Below are 14,029 nucleotides of genomic sequence, written 5' to 3'. Positions count from 1 at the left end.
TGATCGTCCTTGACGTGGACCGGATCGGGTAGGACCGTGGGGCCCTATGAGGGGCGAACCCAGTTGCCCGAAGTGTGGTGGCCGGGTCAGGGCTCCCGGCCTCTTCGCCGATTCCTGGCAGTGCGATGTGCACGGGGCCGTGCATCCGCTCCAGCCCGTGATCCCGCCCAGCGTCGAGGCCCTCGGCGTTGTCGTGCACCGCACCCGGGTGCCGGTGTGGATGCCGTGGCCCCTGCCGGTCGGCTGGCTCTTCACCGGCGTGACCTACGCCGGCGACGACCGCAGCGGCGGCCGCGCCACCGCCGTCGCCTGCACGGGCCCCGGCCCGCTCGGCGGCATGGGGGAGCTGATCCTCGTCGCGGAGGAGCTGGGCGTCGGGCTCGGCGCGCGGTACGCCGGGACGGACGGCCCCGACCCCGGCCCGTACCTGGACGTCGAGAAGCCGCCCCAGGCCAAACTTCTCGCCGCCGGCCGCCCCACCCCGCTCTGGCTGGTCGACGGCGCCCCGGACGACCGCGCGGTCTTCGCGGGCGAGGCGCGGGGGCTGTGGCTGTGGGCGGTCGTCTGGCCCGAGCGGTCGGGACTGCTGATGTACGACGAGCTGGTGCTGACCGATCTGCGCGACGCCGGGGCCGAGGTCGAGCTGGTGCCCTGCGGGGCGCTCTCGCCGCGGCTGCTGAAGCCGTAGCCGGCGGTCGGCGGGAGCGCTCGCGGCGCCTTCGTGGGCGGCCGGGCGGGCGGCCGGCCGGGGGTGCGGCCGGCCGGGAGTGCGGAAGGGCGCGTGGAGCCGTGGCGGCCGGCCGGGAGCGCGCGGGAGGGAAAGCCGGTGAAGTCGCGGCGGGTGAGCCTGAGGGAGCGTGCGTGTAGGGGGCGCTCGGCTGGTTCGGGTCTGACGGAGAAGTCCGGAAATCCGGTTATCCTTGAGCGTCCTCGTCCGTCCGTCACCGCTGGGAGCCCGCGTCGTGCGCATCGACCTGCACTGCCACTCCACGGCCTCCGACGGTACGGACACCCCGGCCGAGCTGGTGCGCAACGCCGCCGCGGCCGGACTGGACGTCGTGGCGCTCACGGACCACGACAGCACCCGGGGGCACGCCGAGGCGATCGCCGCGCTGCCGCCGGGGCTCACCCTCGTCACCGGGGCCGAGCTGTCCTGCCGTGTCGACGGCACCAGCATGCACATGCTGGCCTACCTCTTCGACCCCGACGAGCCCGCCCTGCTCGCCGAGCGCGAGCTGGTGCGCGACGACCGGGTACCGCGGGCGCGCGGGATGGTCGCCAGGCTCAACGAGCTGGGCGTGCCCGTCACCTGGGAGCAGGTCGCGCGGATCGCCGGGGAGGGCTCCGTCGGACGCCCGCACGTGGCCACCGCGCTCGTCGAGCTCGGCGTCGTGCCGACCGTGAGCGACGCGTTCACCCGGGAGTGGCTGGCCGACGGCGGCCGGGCCTACGTCGAGAAGCACGAGACCGACCCCTTCGAGGCGATCCGGCTGGTCAAGGCGGCGGGCGGGGTCACCGTCTTCGCCCACCCGGGCGCGAGCAAGCGGGGCCGCACGGTGCCCGAGTCCGTGATCGCCGAACTGGCCGCCGCCGGCCTCGACGGCATCGAGGTCGACCACATGGACCACGACGACGACACCCGTGCGCGACTGCGCGGGCTCGCCGCCGACCTGGGGCTCCTCGTGACCGGATCGAGCGACTACCACGGCAGCCGCAAGACCTGCGTGCTCGGCGAGTACGCGACGGACCCCGAGGTCTACGGGGAGATCACCCGACGCGCGACCGGCGCGTTCCCGGTGCCGGGGACCGGCGGGGCCTGAGGCTCCCCCGACCTGTCACCCTCCACCCTCTTTTCGCAAGGCTTTAGCACTGATGTTCGACGTTGCCGTCTTCGGCTCCCTCTTCCTCACCCTTTTCGTCATCATGGATCCCCCCGGGATCACCCCGATCTTCCTCGCGCTGACCGCCGGGCGTCCCGCCAAGGTGCAGAAGCGGATGGCCTTCCAGGCCGTCTGTGTGGCCGGCGGTGTCATCGCCGTCTTCGGGCTCCTCGGCCACCAGATCCTGGACTACCTGCACGTGTCCGTGCCCGCGCTGATGATCGCCGGCGGGCTGCTGCTCCTGCTGATCGCCCTCGACCTGCTGACCGGCAAGACCGACGAGCCCCAGCAGACCAAGGACGTCAACGTCGCCCTGGTCCCGCTCGGCATGCCGCTGCTGGCCGGGCCGGGTGCGATCGTGTCGGTCATCCTCGCCGTGCAGAAGGCGGACAGCGCCGCCACGCAGGTGTCGGTGTGGACGGCGATCCTCGCCATCCACGCGGTGCTGTGGCTGGTGATGCGCTACTCGTTGCTGATCATCCGCGTCATCAAGGACGGCGGCGTGGTCCTGGTGACGCGCCTCGCGGGCATGATGCTCTCCGCCATCGCGGTGCAGCAGATCATCAACGGTGTCACGCAGGTGATCCAGGGGGCCTGAGCCCCTCCGGGTGCGCGCGCCCGGGTCCCCCCGATCCGCCCGGAGCCCTCGCGGGGACCACAAGAGCCCCCTGCGGCACCATGCCGCAGGGGGCTCCGACGTCCGGGGTGAGACCCGTGAAAATTACGAGGCCGAGGTGTCGGCCGGACGGATCCACAGCCGCTGCCCTATGGCGGCGGCCTGCTGAACGATCCGGTTGACGGAGGCGGCGTCCACGACGGTGCTGTCCACGGGCGTGCCGTCGACGTCGTCGAGTCGCATGATTTCGAAGCGCACGGGCTTCTCCCTTCGTCTGGTCATCCTCCTGAGGAGAATTGCTGTACGTGAAGAGTCAACGCGGCGCGTGTTACGAACATTCCCTACGCTAAAGAAAATTTTCGAACGTCTAATTACTGACCGGTAAGGGAGCTGTCGCCGCCAACGCCCCTCCGGCCGCCCGCCGTAGGCGGCGACCGAGCCCGTACGGACCGAACGGGACTGGTTGTGTTCGCAGCGTGACCGCCGGGACAATGGACGTGATGAACGACGACCTGACGGCCCTCGCCGCCCGCATCGACCGCACGAACGAGCTGCTGAACCGCATGCTCGCCGAGGTGGCGAAGACGCCCTCGACCCACGCGATCTTCGTCGACGCCGGGTACCTCTACGCGGCGGCGGGCCGGCTGGTCGCCGGGACCGAGGACCGCCGGGCCTTCGACCTCGACGCCGAGGGCCTGATCGACGCCCTCATCGACCGCGCCCGCACGATCTTCGCCGACAGCCGGCTGCTGCGCGTCTACTGGTACGACGGCGCCCGCCGCCGCATCCACACGGCCGAGCAGCAGTCCATCGCCGAACTCCCGGACGTCAAGGTCCGGTTGGGCAACCTCAACGCCAACAACCAGCAGAAGGGCGTCGACTCCCTGATCCGCAGCGACCTGGAGTCCCTCGCCCGGCACCGCGCCATCAGCGACGCCGCGCTGCTGGGCGGCGACGAGGACCTGGTCTCCGCGGTGGAGGCCGCGCAGGGGTACGGCGCCCGCGTCCACCTCTGGGGCATCGAGGCCCCCGAGGGCCGCAACCAGGCGGAACCCCTGCTGTGGGAGGTCGACAGCCAGCGCACCCTCGACCTCGACTTCTTCAAGCCGTACGTCTCACGGCGCACCGCCCAGACCTACGAGCCGGCCGGCGCGGCCCGGCCCACCCGCGACGACGTCCGCTTCGTGGGCGCGCAGATCGCGGCGAAGTGGCTGGCGGCGCGGGGCCGGGAGTCCCTGGCGGAACTGCTGCCGGGCCACCCCTACCTGCCCGGCTCCGTCGACCAGGACCTCCTCGTGGAGGCGGAGGGCATGCTCCAGTACTCGCTGCGCGGCCAGTCGGACCTCAGGCGGGCGTTGCGGGACGGGTTCTGGGAGCACCTGCAGACGCAGTACTAGCGGTAGCGGTACCGGCCGTACTGGTGGCACCGGCCGTACCGGTGGTGCCGGCCGTACCGGTGGTGTCGGCCGGATCGTCGCAGGTCGGCTAGTCGCCGTCGGGGCGGATCTTGTCCCAGAAGTCGGCGAGCGCGTGGGCCGTCGGCAGGGGCTGGTCCAGATGGGGGGAGTGCTCGGCTCCCGTGACGACCGTCCGGTGCGCGTCCAGGTCCATCGCCATGTCGTCCAGGACGGTCACCGGCCAGGTGTCGTCGCGCGCGCCCGACAGCACGTGGAAGGGCAGCGGCACGGCGGCGAGTTCCGCGACGCGGTTCGGCTCGATGAGCAACTGCCTGCCAGTGGTGAGGAGTTGGGCGGGCTTGTGGTTCACCCAGCGCTGCCGCAGCAGCGGCAGTTCGCCGAACCCGCGGGCCGGTCCGCCGACTTCCTCCGGCGGTCCCATCGCCAGGATCGCCTCCCACACCTGCGGCATCGTCATCAGCGCGAGCGCGTCGTGCAACAGCCGTACGCGCTGCCGCTGCGCGTCGGAGATCCGCGCCGGGCCCGAGGCGACCAGCGTGAACGACACGAAGGGGGAGTGGTCGAGCAGCACCGCCGCCCGGGCGATCTGGCCGCCCAGGGAGTGCCCGGCCAGATGCACCGGGGCACCGAGCGCGGCCGCCTGCGCGAGGACGTCCCGCGCCAACTCATCCTGTGCGTAAGGCGCTTCGTCGAACGCGGGCCCGTCGCTCTCGTTCTGTCCGCGTCCGTCCACGGCGACCGTGCGGTACCCCCGCGCCGCGAGCGGCTCGTGCAGCAGGTGGAAGTCCTCCTTGCTGCCCGTGAACCCGGGCAGCAGCAGTACGACGCCCCGCGGCACCACACCGTCGGCCACGGGCGAGTCGACGACGGCGAACTCGCCGCGCGCGGTGCGCAGCGGGTAAGCGCGAGCGCCGGAAGGCGGGGTGAAGGCGGTCGGGACGGTCACACGGCGAGGCTACCGGGCCACTTCGACGGACCGCCCGCGCGGGGGAGCGTCGGTGGACGACGCCCGGTGCGGGCAACGCCAACGGCCCGGCCGCTCCACGGGGGAGGGGCCGGGCCGTCGTACGGTGCCCTTGCGGACGGTCAGCCCTCCGCGGACTCCGCGGCGGCCGCCGCCTTGCGCGTGCGCCGGGCCTTCGGCTTCGCCTCGTCGGCGGCACCGGCTTCGGCCACCGCGGCGGTGGTCTTGCGGGTGCGGCGCGGCTTGGGCTCCGGCTCCTGCGTGGTCTGGGCCGGGATGTCGGCGACGGTGGTGGTCGTCTCCGGCTGGGCGGCCTTGCGGGTGCGGCGGGGCTTCGGTTCCGTGGCCTCGGCCGTCCCGGCGGTGTCGACGGCCGGTGCGGCGGCCGCCGTCTTGCGGGTGCGACGCGGCTTCGGCTCCGCGGCCTCGGCCGTCTCGGCGGCGGCCTCCGGTGCGGTGGCCGCCGTCTTGCGGGTCCGGCGGGGCTTCGGCTCCGCGGCCTCGACGGTGTCGACCGCGGATTCCGCGGCCGGTGCCGCCGTCTTGCGGGTGCGGCGCGGCTTGGGCTCGACCGCGTCGGCGACGCCCGCGACGGCCTCCGTCGCCACCGCGGCGGTGGTCTTGCGGGTGCGGCGCGGCTTGGGCTCCGGCTCCTGCGTGGTCTGGGCCGGGATGTCGGCGACGGTGGTGGTCGTCTCCGGCTGGGCGGCCTTGCGGGTGCGGCGGGGCTTCGGTTCCGTGGCCTCGGCCGTCCCGGCGGTGTCGACGGCCGGTGCGGCGGCCGCCGTCTTGCGGGTGCGGCGCGGCTTCGCCTCGGTGGCCACCGCGGGGCTCTCGGCCGTGTCGACCGCGGCCTCCGCCGGGGTCGTCACCGGTGCCGCCGTCTTGCGGGTGCGGCGGCGCGGCCTGGTCTCCGTCGCCTCCGCCGTCCCGACGGCGGCTTCGGCCTCGGGGGCCGGGGCCGCGACCGGTGCCTGGGCGGGAACCTCCACCGCGGTCTCCACCACGGTCTCGACGGCCGTCTCCGTCACGTCCGCCGGCGCGTCCGCGTTCCGGCGGGTGCGGCGGCGGCGCGGCTTCGCGGCGTCCGGGGCGTCGAGGGCCGGGGCCTCCGCGGACGCCACGGCGGCCTGCGCGGCCTCGGGGACGTCGGCGGACGTCACCGACGCCGCCGTGGTGGCCTCCTGTGCCACCGCGCCACGCGTACGGCGCCGACGGCGCGGCGTGCGCGACGCGGCCGCCTCCTCCGCGACGGGTGCCTGCTCGGGCACCGCGGGTGCGGCGGTGGCGGGGGCCGACGCGTCGAGGGGCTCGCCGTTGCGCGTGCGGCGGCGACGGCGCGGCGTACGGGCGGGACGCTCGCGCTCGGCGGAGCGGGACTCGCCACGGCCGCCGCCACGGCGGTCACCCCGGTCGTTACGGCCGCGTCCACCACGGCCGCCCGGCTCGCCGAGGTCCTCCAGCTCCTCCGCGTCGAGTCCGGCGCGGGTGCGTTCCGAACGCGGCAGGACACCCTTGGTGCCGGCGGGGATGTCGAGGTCCTCGAAGAAGTGCGGGGAGGTGGAGTACGTCTCCGGCGGGTCCGGGAAGCCCAGGTCCAGCGCCTTGTTGATCAGCTGCCAGCGCGGGATGTCGTCCCAGTCGACGAGGGTGACGGCGATGCCCTTGGCGCCCGCGCGGCCGGTGCGGCCGATGCGGTGCAGGTACGTCTTCTCGTCCTCGGGGGACTGGTAGTTGACGACGTGGGTGACACCCTCGACGTCGATGCCGCGGGCGGCGACGTCGGTGCAGACCAGGACGTCGACCTTGCCGTTGCGGAAGGCGCGCAGCGCCTGCTCGCGAGCGCCCTGGCCGAGGTCGCCGTGGACCGCGCCGGAGGCGAAACCCCGCTGCTTGAGCTGGTCGGCGAGGTCGGCGGCGGTGCGCTTGGTGCGGCAGAAGACCATGGCGAGGCCACGGCCCTCGGCCTGGAGGATGCGCGCGACCATCTCGGGCTTGTCCATGTTGTGCGCGCGGTACACGTGCTGCCTGGTGTTCGCGACGGTCGCGCCCGCGTCGTCCGGCGACGTGGCGTTGATGTGCGTGGGCTGCGACATGTAGCGGCGGGCGAGACCGATGACCGCGCCCGGCATGGTCGCCGAGAACAGCATGGTCTGACGCTTCGCCGGAAGCATGTTGATGATCTTCTCGACGTCGGGCAGGAAGCCCAGGTCGAGCATCTCGTCGGCCTCGTCGAGGACGAGCGAGCGGATGTGCTTCAGGTCGAGCTTCTTCTGGCCCGCGAGGTCCAGCAGTCGGCCCGGGGTGCCGACGACCACGTCGACGCCCTTCTGCAGGGCCTCGACCTGGGGCTCGTAGGCGCGGCCGCCGTAGATGGCGAGGACGCGCACGTTGCGCACCTTGCCCGCGGTGAGCAGGTCGTTGGTGACCTGCGTGCAGAGCTCGCGGGTGGGGACGACGACGAGCGCCTGCGGGGCGTCGGTCAGGTCCTCGGGCCTGGCGCGCCCGGCCTCGACGTCGGCGGGGACGGTGACGCGCTCCAGCAGCGGAAGGCCGAAACCGAGCGTCTTGCCGGTGCCGGTCTTGGCCTGTCCGATGACGTCCGTGCCCGTGAGGGCGACCGGGAGCGTCATCTCCTGGATGGGGAAGGCGGTGATGATGCCGACGGCTTCGAGGGCTTCGGCGGTCTCGGGAAGGATCCCGAGCTCTCGGAACGTGGTAGTCAGGGTGCTGCCTCTTCTGTGTGCGCGGTGCGAGGCGAGCGCGGGGGTCGTGGCGGACCGCGCCGGGGACGTCGGCTGCCCTGTGGGCGAAGCCGGCAAGACGCGGGACCTCTGCCGACGCTCTAGCGTTCGTACCGCTGAGGGGTCCCTCCGGTCGTCGTACGCGATGTGCCGTACGGCCAGGGAGGGCTGTCGGGTCGGAGCCGATCGGGCCACCGACCGGGCATCCTCATACGTGCGGCCCGTCGAATAATCGGCAGGCGCATTACCACCATACCCCGGATTCGCGCACATGCGATGGCCGATCCGGTCACGTTGTGGTTGTCACATCGTCGGACATGGTCCTTCGCGTCGTCGTCGTCACACTGACTGACCAGGGACTTCCCTCCCGTGACGAGCGGGCTATTGTGCGCTTCATGACGAGCTCTGACAAGCCTGAGAACGCCGCCACCGGTATCGCCGCCCAGGACTGGGCGAAGGCCTCCGCCGATCCGCAGTACCGGGCCGCGGTCGTGGACCTGCTCGGCGCGCTCGCGTACGGCGAGCTCGCGGCGTTCGAGCGGCTCGCCGAGGACGCCAAGCTGGCGCCCACGCTGGAGGACAAGGCGGAACTGGCGAAGATGGCGTCGGCCGAGTTCCACCACTTCGAGCGGCTGCGCGACCGGCTCACGGAGGTCGGCGAGGAGCCGACGCGCGCGATGGAACCGTTCGTCGCCGCGCTCGACGGCTTCCACCGGCAGACCGCCCCGTCGGACTGGCTGGAGGGCCTCGTCAAGGCCTACGTCGGCGACTCGATCGCCAGCGACTTCTACCGCGAGGTCGCGGCCCGTCTGGACACCGACACCCGCGCCCTGGTGCTGGCCGTGCTCGACGACACCGGCCACGCCGGCTTCGCCGTCGACCGGGTGCGCGCCGCGATCGACGCGGACCCGCGGGTGGGCGGGCGGCTCGCGCTGTGGGCGCGGCGGCTGATGGGCGAGGCCCTGTCGCAGTCCCAGCGGGTGGTGGCCGACCGCGACGCGCTGTCGACGATGCTCGTGGGCGGTGTCGCGGACGGGTTCGACCTCGCGGAGGTGGGGCGCATGTTCTCGCGGATCACCGAGGCGCACACGAAGCGGATGGCCGCGCTGGGGCTGGCCGCGTAGCACTCCGCGGGAACTGCCGGCGCCGGTGCCCCGGAGAGGGGCCGTCCCGCGGGTCCCGCCGGGCGGCCGCGAGCCGTGCGCGGGCCAGGCGCGGACCGTGCCCGGTCGGTGGCGCGGATCGCCGCGTCCCTTCCCGGCCCGGGCTCCGCGTGACCGGTGTGGCTATGCGGTCGCCGACCGGCGGCGGAGTCCTGCCGCCGGGCGCAGGAGCAGTGAGAGCGAGGCGGTGGAGACGATCGCCGCGCCCGCGAGGCTGACGACCACGGAGCCGGGGCCCAGCGCGCTGTGGGTGACGAAGTCGCCGAACAGGGCCCCGGCGACGCCCGTCGCCACCACCAGGGTGCGGACGGGCAGCCGGTGGGACAGGCGGTGGACCGCCGCCCACGCGAGCAGGAGACCGAGCACAGCGGAGCCGAGCGCTTCCAAGATCATCCGAGGTCCCTCCAGGCGGCCGGGCCGTGCACCAAGGTCGTAGCCCGTCCTACCCGTGACCTGCGGAAGGCAATCCTCCCGCGCGGCCGGGCCGTGCTCCGTCCGTGGCGGACGCGGTGCGGGAACGCGGGTGCGCTCCCGCGCGGCGGGACGCGGAAGGGGCCCGGCGGCCGATCGGCCGCCGGGCCCCTTCCGTCGAGCGTGCCCTACAGTGCGCCGAAGCCGACCTTGCGCGGGGCCGGCTCGCCCAGCTCCACGTAGGCCAGGCGGTCGGCCGGAACCAGGACCTTGCGGCCGTGCTGGTCCGTGAGGCTGAGCAGCTGCGACTTCCCGGCCAGGGCGTCGGCCACCACGCGCTCGACCTCCTCGGGAGTCTGACCGCTCTCCAGAACGATCTCGCGGGGCGCGTGCTGCACGCCGATCTTGACCTCCACGGCTAAGTCCCTCCGACGATCACGAGGTGCGCGGACGTCCGCGCCGTACGCTGCACACATTAGCCCGGTGAGGGGACGCGCACGGCGCGGCCGTCCACGCCAGGAGCGAACAGCGAACGGGAACAAACGCCCGGGACGGCGTCCCTCAGTGCTGCTCGATGCCGTGCAGCGGGAATCCGGCGATACCCCGCCAGGCCAGGGAGGCCAGCAACTGCACCGCCTGGTCGCGCGGCACGCTGCGGTCGCTGTGCAGCCAGGAACGCGCCACCACCTGCGCGAGACCGCCGAGGCCGGAGGCCAGCAGCATCGACTCCGCGCGCGAGAGACCGGTGTCCTCGGCGATCACTTCGCAGATCGCCTCGGCGCACTCGGTGGTGACCTTGTCGACGCGCTCGCGCACGGCGGGCTCGTTCGTCAGGTCCGACTCGAAGACCAGACGGAAGGCGCCGCCGTCGTCCTCGACGTACGCGAAGTACGCGTCCATCGTCGCGCGGACGCGCTGCTTGTTGTCGGTCGTCGAGGCGAGCGCGCTGCGCACGGCCTGGATGAGCGACTCGCAGTGCTGGTCCAACAGCGCCAGGTACAGGTCGAGTTTGCCCGGGAAGTGCTGGTAGAGCACCGGCTTGCTGACGCCGGCGCGTTCCGCGATGTCGTCCATCGCCGCCGCGTGGTAGCCCTGCGCGACGAAGACTTCCTGGGCGGCGCCCAGCAGTTGGTTCCGTCGGGCACGGCGCGGCAGGCGCGTGCCTCGCGGGCGCGCCGCCTCGGTCTGCTCGATGGCTGTCACGCCGCCTCCCAATGTCGTCCCTCTTGCGGTGTGCCGCCGCGTCGCCATCGTACTTTTCGGTAACCGTGGTGTGCGCGGTGCGAGCGCAGAATTTCACGGACCGGACGACGGCAGAAGCAGTAAGTAAGGTTTCATAGCGGGGCGTAGTGGGCACAATGGCGCTCCGCTCCGGCCGGGCGTACGGCGGTCCCCGATGTTCTCCGGGGTGCCCTCCGGGCGGTGGCCCGGCCCTGTTCAGCGGTAGTCGTCCTCGTCCTGCGAGACGACCCGCGCCTGTTCGATGACGTCCGCCTCGTTGGCCCGGCTCGGATCCACCTCGTCCAGCGGATCGTCGCTCTCCGGCATGACGGCGGCCTGTTGTTCGGCGGCGTCGTTCTCCGGCGCCTCGACGTCGATCTCCGCGGCGGCCTCCTCCTCGTCCGCGAACGCCTCGGGATCGGTGGGGTCGACGGCCATGACGGGCTCCCTTCCTACGAACGTCCCTGTAAACGCAGGGGTCACACGCGGGTGCCCTCTGTATGACCCTAGGAGACACCCATTTCGGACGCTATGCGAGGTGCCCGGGAATCGCGCCGTCAACTGCGCGACGCGCGACCTGCCTCCTGTGACGCCGAACACACGAGTTCGCGTGTGATCGTCTCGTAACATTGCGGCATGTCTTCGACAGAGCTGCCGTCCGTACCGCCGACCAGCGTGCTGCCGGAGGCCGCGTCGGTCCGGATCGCGGAGGGCGAGAGGCTGCGGTCGGTCCGCCTGCCCGGCGTCACCCTGACGGTCCGCTCCAGGCCGGCCGCGCGCGCGGGACTGCAGCCCGCACTGTACGTCCACGGCCTCGGCGGCTCCTCGCAGAACTGGTCCGCGCTGATGGCGCAGCTCGACGGCGTCGTCGAGAGCGAGGCCGTCGACCTGCCCGGCTTCGGGGACTCCCCGCCACCGGACGACGGCGACTACTCCGTCACGGCACACGCGCGTGCCGTGATCCGTCACCTCGACGCCTCCCGCCGCGGTCCCGTCCACCTCTTCGGCAACTCGCTGGGCGGCGCCGTGTCCACGCGGGTCGCGGCGGTCCGCCCCGACCTCGTCCGGACCCTGACCCTCGTCTCGCCCGCCCTCCCGGAGCTGCGCGTCCAGCGCACGGCGGTGCCCACCGGCCTGCTCGGCGTGCCCGGCGTGGCCACGCTGTTCACCCGGCTCACCCGGGAGTGGACGGCCGAGCAGCGGGTCCGCGGCGTCACGGCCCTGTGTTACGGCGATCCCGGGCGGGTCACCCCGGAGGCGTTCGACCACGCCGTGGAGGAACTCGAGCGCCGGATGCGGCTGCCGTACTTCTGGGACGCGATGTCGCGCTCCGCCCGCGGGCTGGTCAGCGCCTACACGCTGGGCGGCCAGCACAGCCTGTGGCGCCAGGCCGAACGCGTCCTCGCCCCGGCCCTCCTCGTCTACGGCGGCCGCGACCAGCTCGTCGGCTTCCGCATGGCCCAGCGGGCGGCGCGCGCCTTCCGCGACTCCCGCATGCTCACCCTGCCGGACGCCGGACACGTGGCGATGATGGAGTACCCGGAGACGGTCGCCACGGCGTTCCGTGAACTGCTGGAGCAGACGGCGGACCCGGGGCCGGTCACGGAGGCGGACACCGGGGCGGCCGCGCAGGCGCGGGCCGGGAAGGCCCCGCGGGCGCGGTCCGGGCGGTCCGCGGGTGACGGGACGGCGCCGGACGCCGGTGCCGGTGCGTGGCCGGAGACGGACGCCGGGGCGGGCCCGGAGGCGGGCCCCGGAACCGGCTCGGGCGCCGGGGCGTTCACCGAACGGGCCGGCGGATCCGCGGGCGCGGGGAGCTGAGGGGGCCGTGGGACGTCACAGCCGGCGCGGACCCGCGCCCAGGAACACAGCACAGCAGGGCACCGGCGGTGCCCCCCGGGACGCCGCTCCCGGCGAGGAGGAGGACGCCCGCCCCCGGGGGGCGGCCCGGTCCGCCGACGCGCCCCCGGCGAAGTCCGGGTCCCCCGACGGCGCTCCCGCCCGCGGTGTGCCGCGGCTTCCCGACGGCACCCCCGCGCGGGGGGTGCCCGGACCGTCCGACGGCACCCCGGCACGCGGCACGCCCCTCCCGGGCGCCCGCCGCGCCCCCGGCGGCACTCCCGCCCACGGCGTCCCGCAGGTCCGCGGCGGGCACCCCGAGCAGCGGGAGGCCGGGGGCGCCTGGGGCGAGCTGCGGGGCCGTACGGCGAGCGGATCCGGCCCGCTGATCCCCCGCCAGCGTCCCGAGTCCGCGGCCGGGGCCCGCCGGCGACCGGCCGATGCGGCGGGTCCGCGCCAGGACTACCTCGACGCCTTCACCGAGGACAGCGTCTTCGAGCGCCGCGCGCCCGTGGCGGCGGCCACGGCACTCGCCACGGCCACGGGTGCCGTCCCGCGTCCCACCGACGCCTACGCCTCCGTCACCGACCGGGACACGAGCCCCCGTCCGACTCCCGAGGGCGACGGGGGAGACGGGGCCGACGGCGAGCCGCCCACCGGTGAACCGGCGGCCGGTGGCGGCAAGGGCCGGGCCTTCACCGGTATCGCGGCCGCCGCCGTCACCACCGTGCTCGCCATCGTCGTCGCGGGTCAGGTCACCGACGCGCGCGACGAGGACTCCGCCCCGTCGCGCACCACGGCCGACAAGGCCGCCCGTGACGCCCATGAAGCCGCGGCGCGCGGCGCCGAGCGGCCGAGCCCGTCGGCGTCACCCAGTGCGGTGCCGCTGACGTACGACCAGATGATGAACGTGCGCTACCGCTTCGGGGCCACGTCCGCGGCGTCGGGGAAGTTCGACGCCGTGCCGGGGATCGACAAGGCGCCCGGCACGGGCCAGAAGTACACCTACCGCGTGGACGTCGAGCAGGGGCTCGGACTCGACGCCGAACTGTTCGCACAGGCCGTGCAGAGGACGCTCAACGACGACCGCAGCTGGGCCCACGGCGGTGCGCGGACCTTCGAGCGGATCCACTCGGGGGAGCCGGACTTCGTCATCACGCTCGCCGGCCCCGCCACCACCGCCGACTGGTGCGCGAAGTCCGGCCTCGACACCACCGAGGACAACGTCTCCTGCGACTCGGCCGCCACCGAGCGCGTGATGATCAACGCCTACCGGTGGGCGCAGGGATCCGCGACCTATGGCGACGAGATGTACGCCTACCGTCAGATGCTGATCAACCACGAGGTGGGCCACCGGCTCGGCTACGGCCACGTCACCTGCGACAAGGACGGCGACCTCGCTCCGGTCATGCAGCAGCAGACGAAGTTCCTGGAGCACGACGGCATCCGCTGCCTGCCCAACCCCTGGCCCTACCCGAACGACTGACGAACGGCGGGGCGCCGACCGCGGCGCGCCCGGACGGCGCCTCCGCGTCCACGGAATCCTCCGCATCCCGCGAGGCGTGACGTTTCGCGTTCGTTTCGTCTCTTAGCGCGACGGAACGCCGCCCGCGCGGGAAAGTTACGACCGTTCACCCCTTTTGGTGGGGGGGGGGGGGGCCCCCCCCCCCCCCCCCCCCCAGACCCCCCCCCCCCCCCCCCCCGCCCCCCCCCCCCGGCCCCCCCCCGGCCCCCAAACGCGGGAGGGGGGGGGGGCGGGCGCGCCGGCCCGCG

14 protein-coding genes are annotated in these 14,029 nt (G+C 73.8%); 7 read left to right on the top strand and 7 right to left on the bottom strand.

Going from position 1 to position 14,029, the window contains the following annotated elements; translation table 11 throughout:
- The first annotated feature begins 46 nt into the window (after positions 1–46).
- The 3 genes from ACZ5FU_RS02665 (at position 47) to ACZ5FU_RS02655 (ending at position 2,478) form a co-directional block, all read left to right on the top strand.
- Complete coding sequence (locus tag ACZ5FU_RS02665) at positions 47–688, top strand: DUF6758 family protein (protein ID WP_451525436.1); 642 nt, start codon at positions 47–49, stop codon at positions 686–688.
- Between the two features lie 274 nt (positions 689–962).
- Positions 963–1,820, top strand: a complete 858-nt coding sequence (locus ACZ5FU_RS02660; RefSeq protein WP_469044281.1) for a PHP domain-containing protein — start codon at positions 963–965, stop codon at positions 1,818–1,820.
- Between the two features lie 52 nt (positions 1,821–1,872).
- Positions 1,873–2,478, top strand: a complete 606-nt coding sequence (locus tag ACZ5FU_RS02655; RefSeq protein WP_366062392.1) for a MarC family protein — start codon at positions 1,873–1,875, stop codon at positions 2,476–2,478.
- 123 nt (positions 2,479–2,601) lie between these two features.
- On the opposite strand, the gene ACZ5FU_RS02650 is transcribed toward ACZ5FU_RS02655, so the two are convergent.
- Positions 2,602–2,778, bottom strand: a complete 177-nt coding sequence (locus ACZ5FU_RS02650) for a hypothetical protein (RefSeq protein WP_363092505.1) — start codon at positions 2,776–2,778, stop codon at positions 2,602–2,604.
- Between the two features lie 209 nt (positions 2,779–2,987).
- On the opposite strand from ACZ5FU_RS02650, the gene ACZ5FU_RS02645 reads away from it, so the two are divergent.
- Positions 2,988–3,893, top strand: a complete 906-nt coding sequence (locus tag ACZ5FU_RS02645; RefSeq protein ID WP_451525662.1) for an NYN domain-containing protein — start codon at positions 2,988–2,990, stop codon at positions 3,891–3,893.
- A gap of 88 nt (positions 3,894–3,981) precedes the next feature.
- Here the strand turns inward: ACZ5FU_RS02645 and ACZ5FU_RS02640 are convergent, their stop codons facing one another.
- Together ACZ5FU_RS02640 and ACZ5FU_RS02635 are read right to left on the bottom strand one after the other, a co-directional pair.
- Entirely contained in the window at positions 3,982–4,860 is an 879-nt protein-coding gene (locus ACZ5FU_RS02640) for an alpha/beta fold hydrolase (RefSeq protein ID WP_469044280.1), read from the bottom strand.
- A 140-nt stretch (positions 4,861–5,000) separates the two neighbouring features.
- The gene (locus ACZ5FU_RS02635; protein ID WP_469044278.1) at positions 5,001–7,511 is read right to left on the bottom strand and encodes a DEAD/DEAH box helicase; all 2,511 of its coding nucleotides are present in this window, start codon (positions 7,509–7,511) and stop codon (positions 5,001–5,003) included.
- A 497-nt stretch (positions 7,512–8,008) separates the two neighbouring features.
- On the opposite strand from ACZ5FU_RS02635, the gene ACZ5FU_RS02630 reads away from it, so the two are divergent.
- Positions 8,009–8,746: a ferritin-like fold-containing protein gene (locus ACZ5FU_RS02630; RefSeq protein WP_451525663.1), complete on the top strand. Its 738-nt coding sequence runs from the start codon at positions 8,009–8,011 to the stop codon at positions 8,744–8,746.
- 162 nt (positions 8,747–8,908) lie between these two features.
- On the opposite strand, the gene ACZ5FU_RS02625 is transcribed toward ACZ5FU_RS02630, so the two are convergent.
- The 4 genes from ACZ5FU_RS02625 to ACZ5FU_RS02610 all read right to left on the bottom strand — a co-directional run bounded on the left by ACZ5FU_RS02625 (position 8,909) and on the right by ACZ5FU_RS02610 (position 10,855).
- On the bottom strand, positions 8,909–9,178 hold the full coding sequence (locus ACZ5FU_RS02625; RefSeq protein ID WP_451525439.1) for a hypothetical protein: 270 nt from the start codon (positions 9,176–9,178) through the stop codon (positions 8,909–8,911).
- 206 nt (positions 9,179–9,384) lie between these two features.
- Positions 9,385–9,612 (bottom strand): DUF3107 domain-containing protein, encoded by a 228-nt coding sequence (locus tag ACZ5FU_RS02620; protein ID WP_073493074.1) that lies wholly within the window; start codon positions 9,610–9,612, stop codon positions 9,385–9,387.
- Between the two features lie 145 nt (positions 9,613–9,757).
- Positions 9,758–10,399, bottom strand: coding sequence for a TetR/AcrR family transcriptional regulator (locus ACZ5FU_RS02615; RefSeq protein ID WP_451525440.1), 642 nt, complete (start codon positions 10,397–10,399; stop codon positions 9,758–9,760).
- A 234-nt stretch (positions 10,400–10,633) separates the two neighbouring features.
- Positions 10,634–10,855 carry a hypothetical protein gene (locus ACZ5FU_RS02610; protein WP_451775419.1) on the bottom strand — a complete coding sequence of 74 codons (222 nt, stop codon included), beginning with the start codon at positions 10,853–10,855 and terminating at the stop codon, positions 10,634–10,636.
- 198 nt (positions 10,856–11,053) lie between these two features.
- On the opposite strand from ACZ5FU_RS02610, the gene ACZ5FU_RS02605 reads away from it, so the two are divergent.
- A complete protein-coding gene (locus ACZ5FU_RS02605) occupies positions 11,054–12,238 on the top strand; it encodes an alpha/beta fold hydrolase (protein ID WP_451525442.1) in 1,185 nt (394 codons plus the stop codon).
- A 7-nt stretch (positions 12,239–12,245) separates the two neighbouring features.
- Positions 12,246–13,742 carry a DUF3152 domain-containing protein gene (locus ACZ5FU_RS02600; protein WP_451775421.1) on the top strand — a complete coding sequence of 499 codons (1,497 nt, stop codon included), beginning with the start codon at positions 12,246–12,248 and terminating at the stop codon, positions 13,740–13,742.
- The last annotated feature ends 287 nt before the right edge of the window (positions 13,743–14,029 follow it).

The organism is Streptomyces sp. NPDC031554 (assembly GCF_055580685.1).
This window is presented reverse-complemented; position numbering and strand designations above follow the sequence as displayed.

Excerpts from the sequence above, each read along its gene's own strand:
- ACZ5FU_RS02625 (WP_451525439.1), bottom strand. The coding sequence starts at position 9,178 with ATGATCTTGGAAGCGCTCGGCTCCGCTGTGCTCGGTCTCCTGCTCGCG.
- ACZ5FU_RS02605 (WP_451525442.1), top strand. The coding sequence starts at position 11,054 with ATGTCTTCGACAGAGCTGCCGTCCGTACCGCCGACCAGCGTGCTGCCG.
- ACZ5FU_RS02665 (WP_451525436.1), top strand. The coding sequence starts at position 47 with ATGAGGGGCGAACCCAGTTGCCCGAAGTGTGGTGGCCGGGTCAGGGCT.
- ACZ5FU_RS02645 (WP_451525662.1), top strand. The coding sequence starts at position 2,988 with ATGGACGTGATGAACGACGACCTGACGGCCCTCGCCGCCCGCATCGAC.
- ACZ5FU_RS02635 (WP_469044278.1), bottom strand. The coding sequence starts at position 7,511 with ATGACGCTCCCGGTCGCCCTCACGGGCACGGACGTCATCGGACAGGCC.
- ACZ5FU_RS02610 (WP_451775419.1), bottom strand. The coding sequence starts at position 10,855 with ATGGCCGTCGACCCCACCGATCCCGAGGCGTTCGCGGACGAGGAGGAG.
- ACZ5FU_RS02655 (WP_366062392.1), top strand. The coding sequence starts at position 1,873 with ATGTTCGACGTTGCCGTCTTCGGCTCCCTCTTCCTCACCCTTTTCGTC.
- ACZ5FU_RS02650 (WP_363092505.1), bottom strand. The coding sequence starts at position 2,778 with ATGACCAGACGAAGGGAGAAGCCCGTGCGCTTCGAAATCATGCGACTC.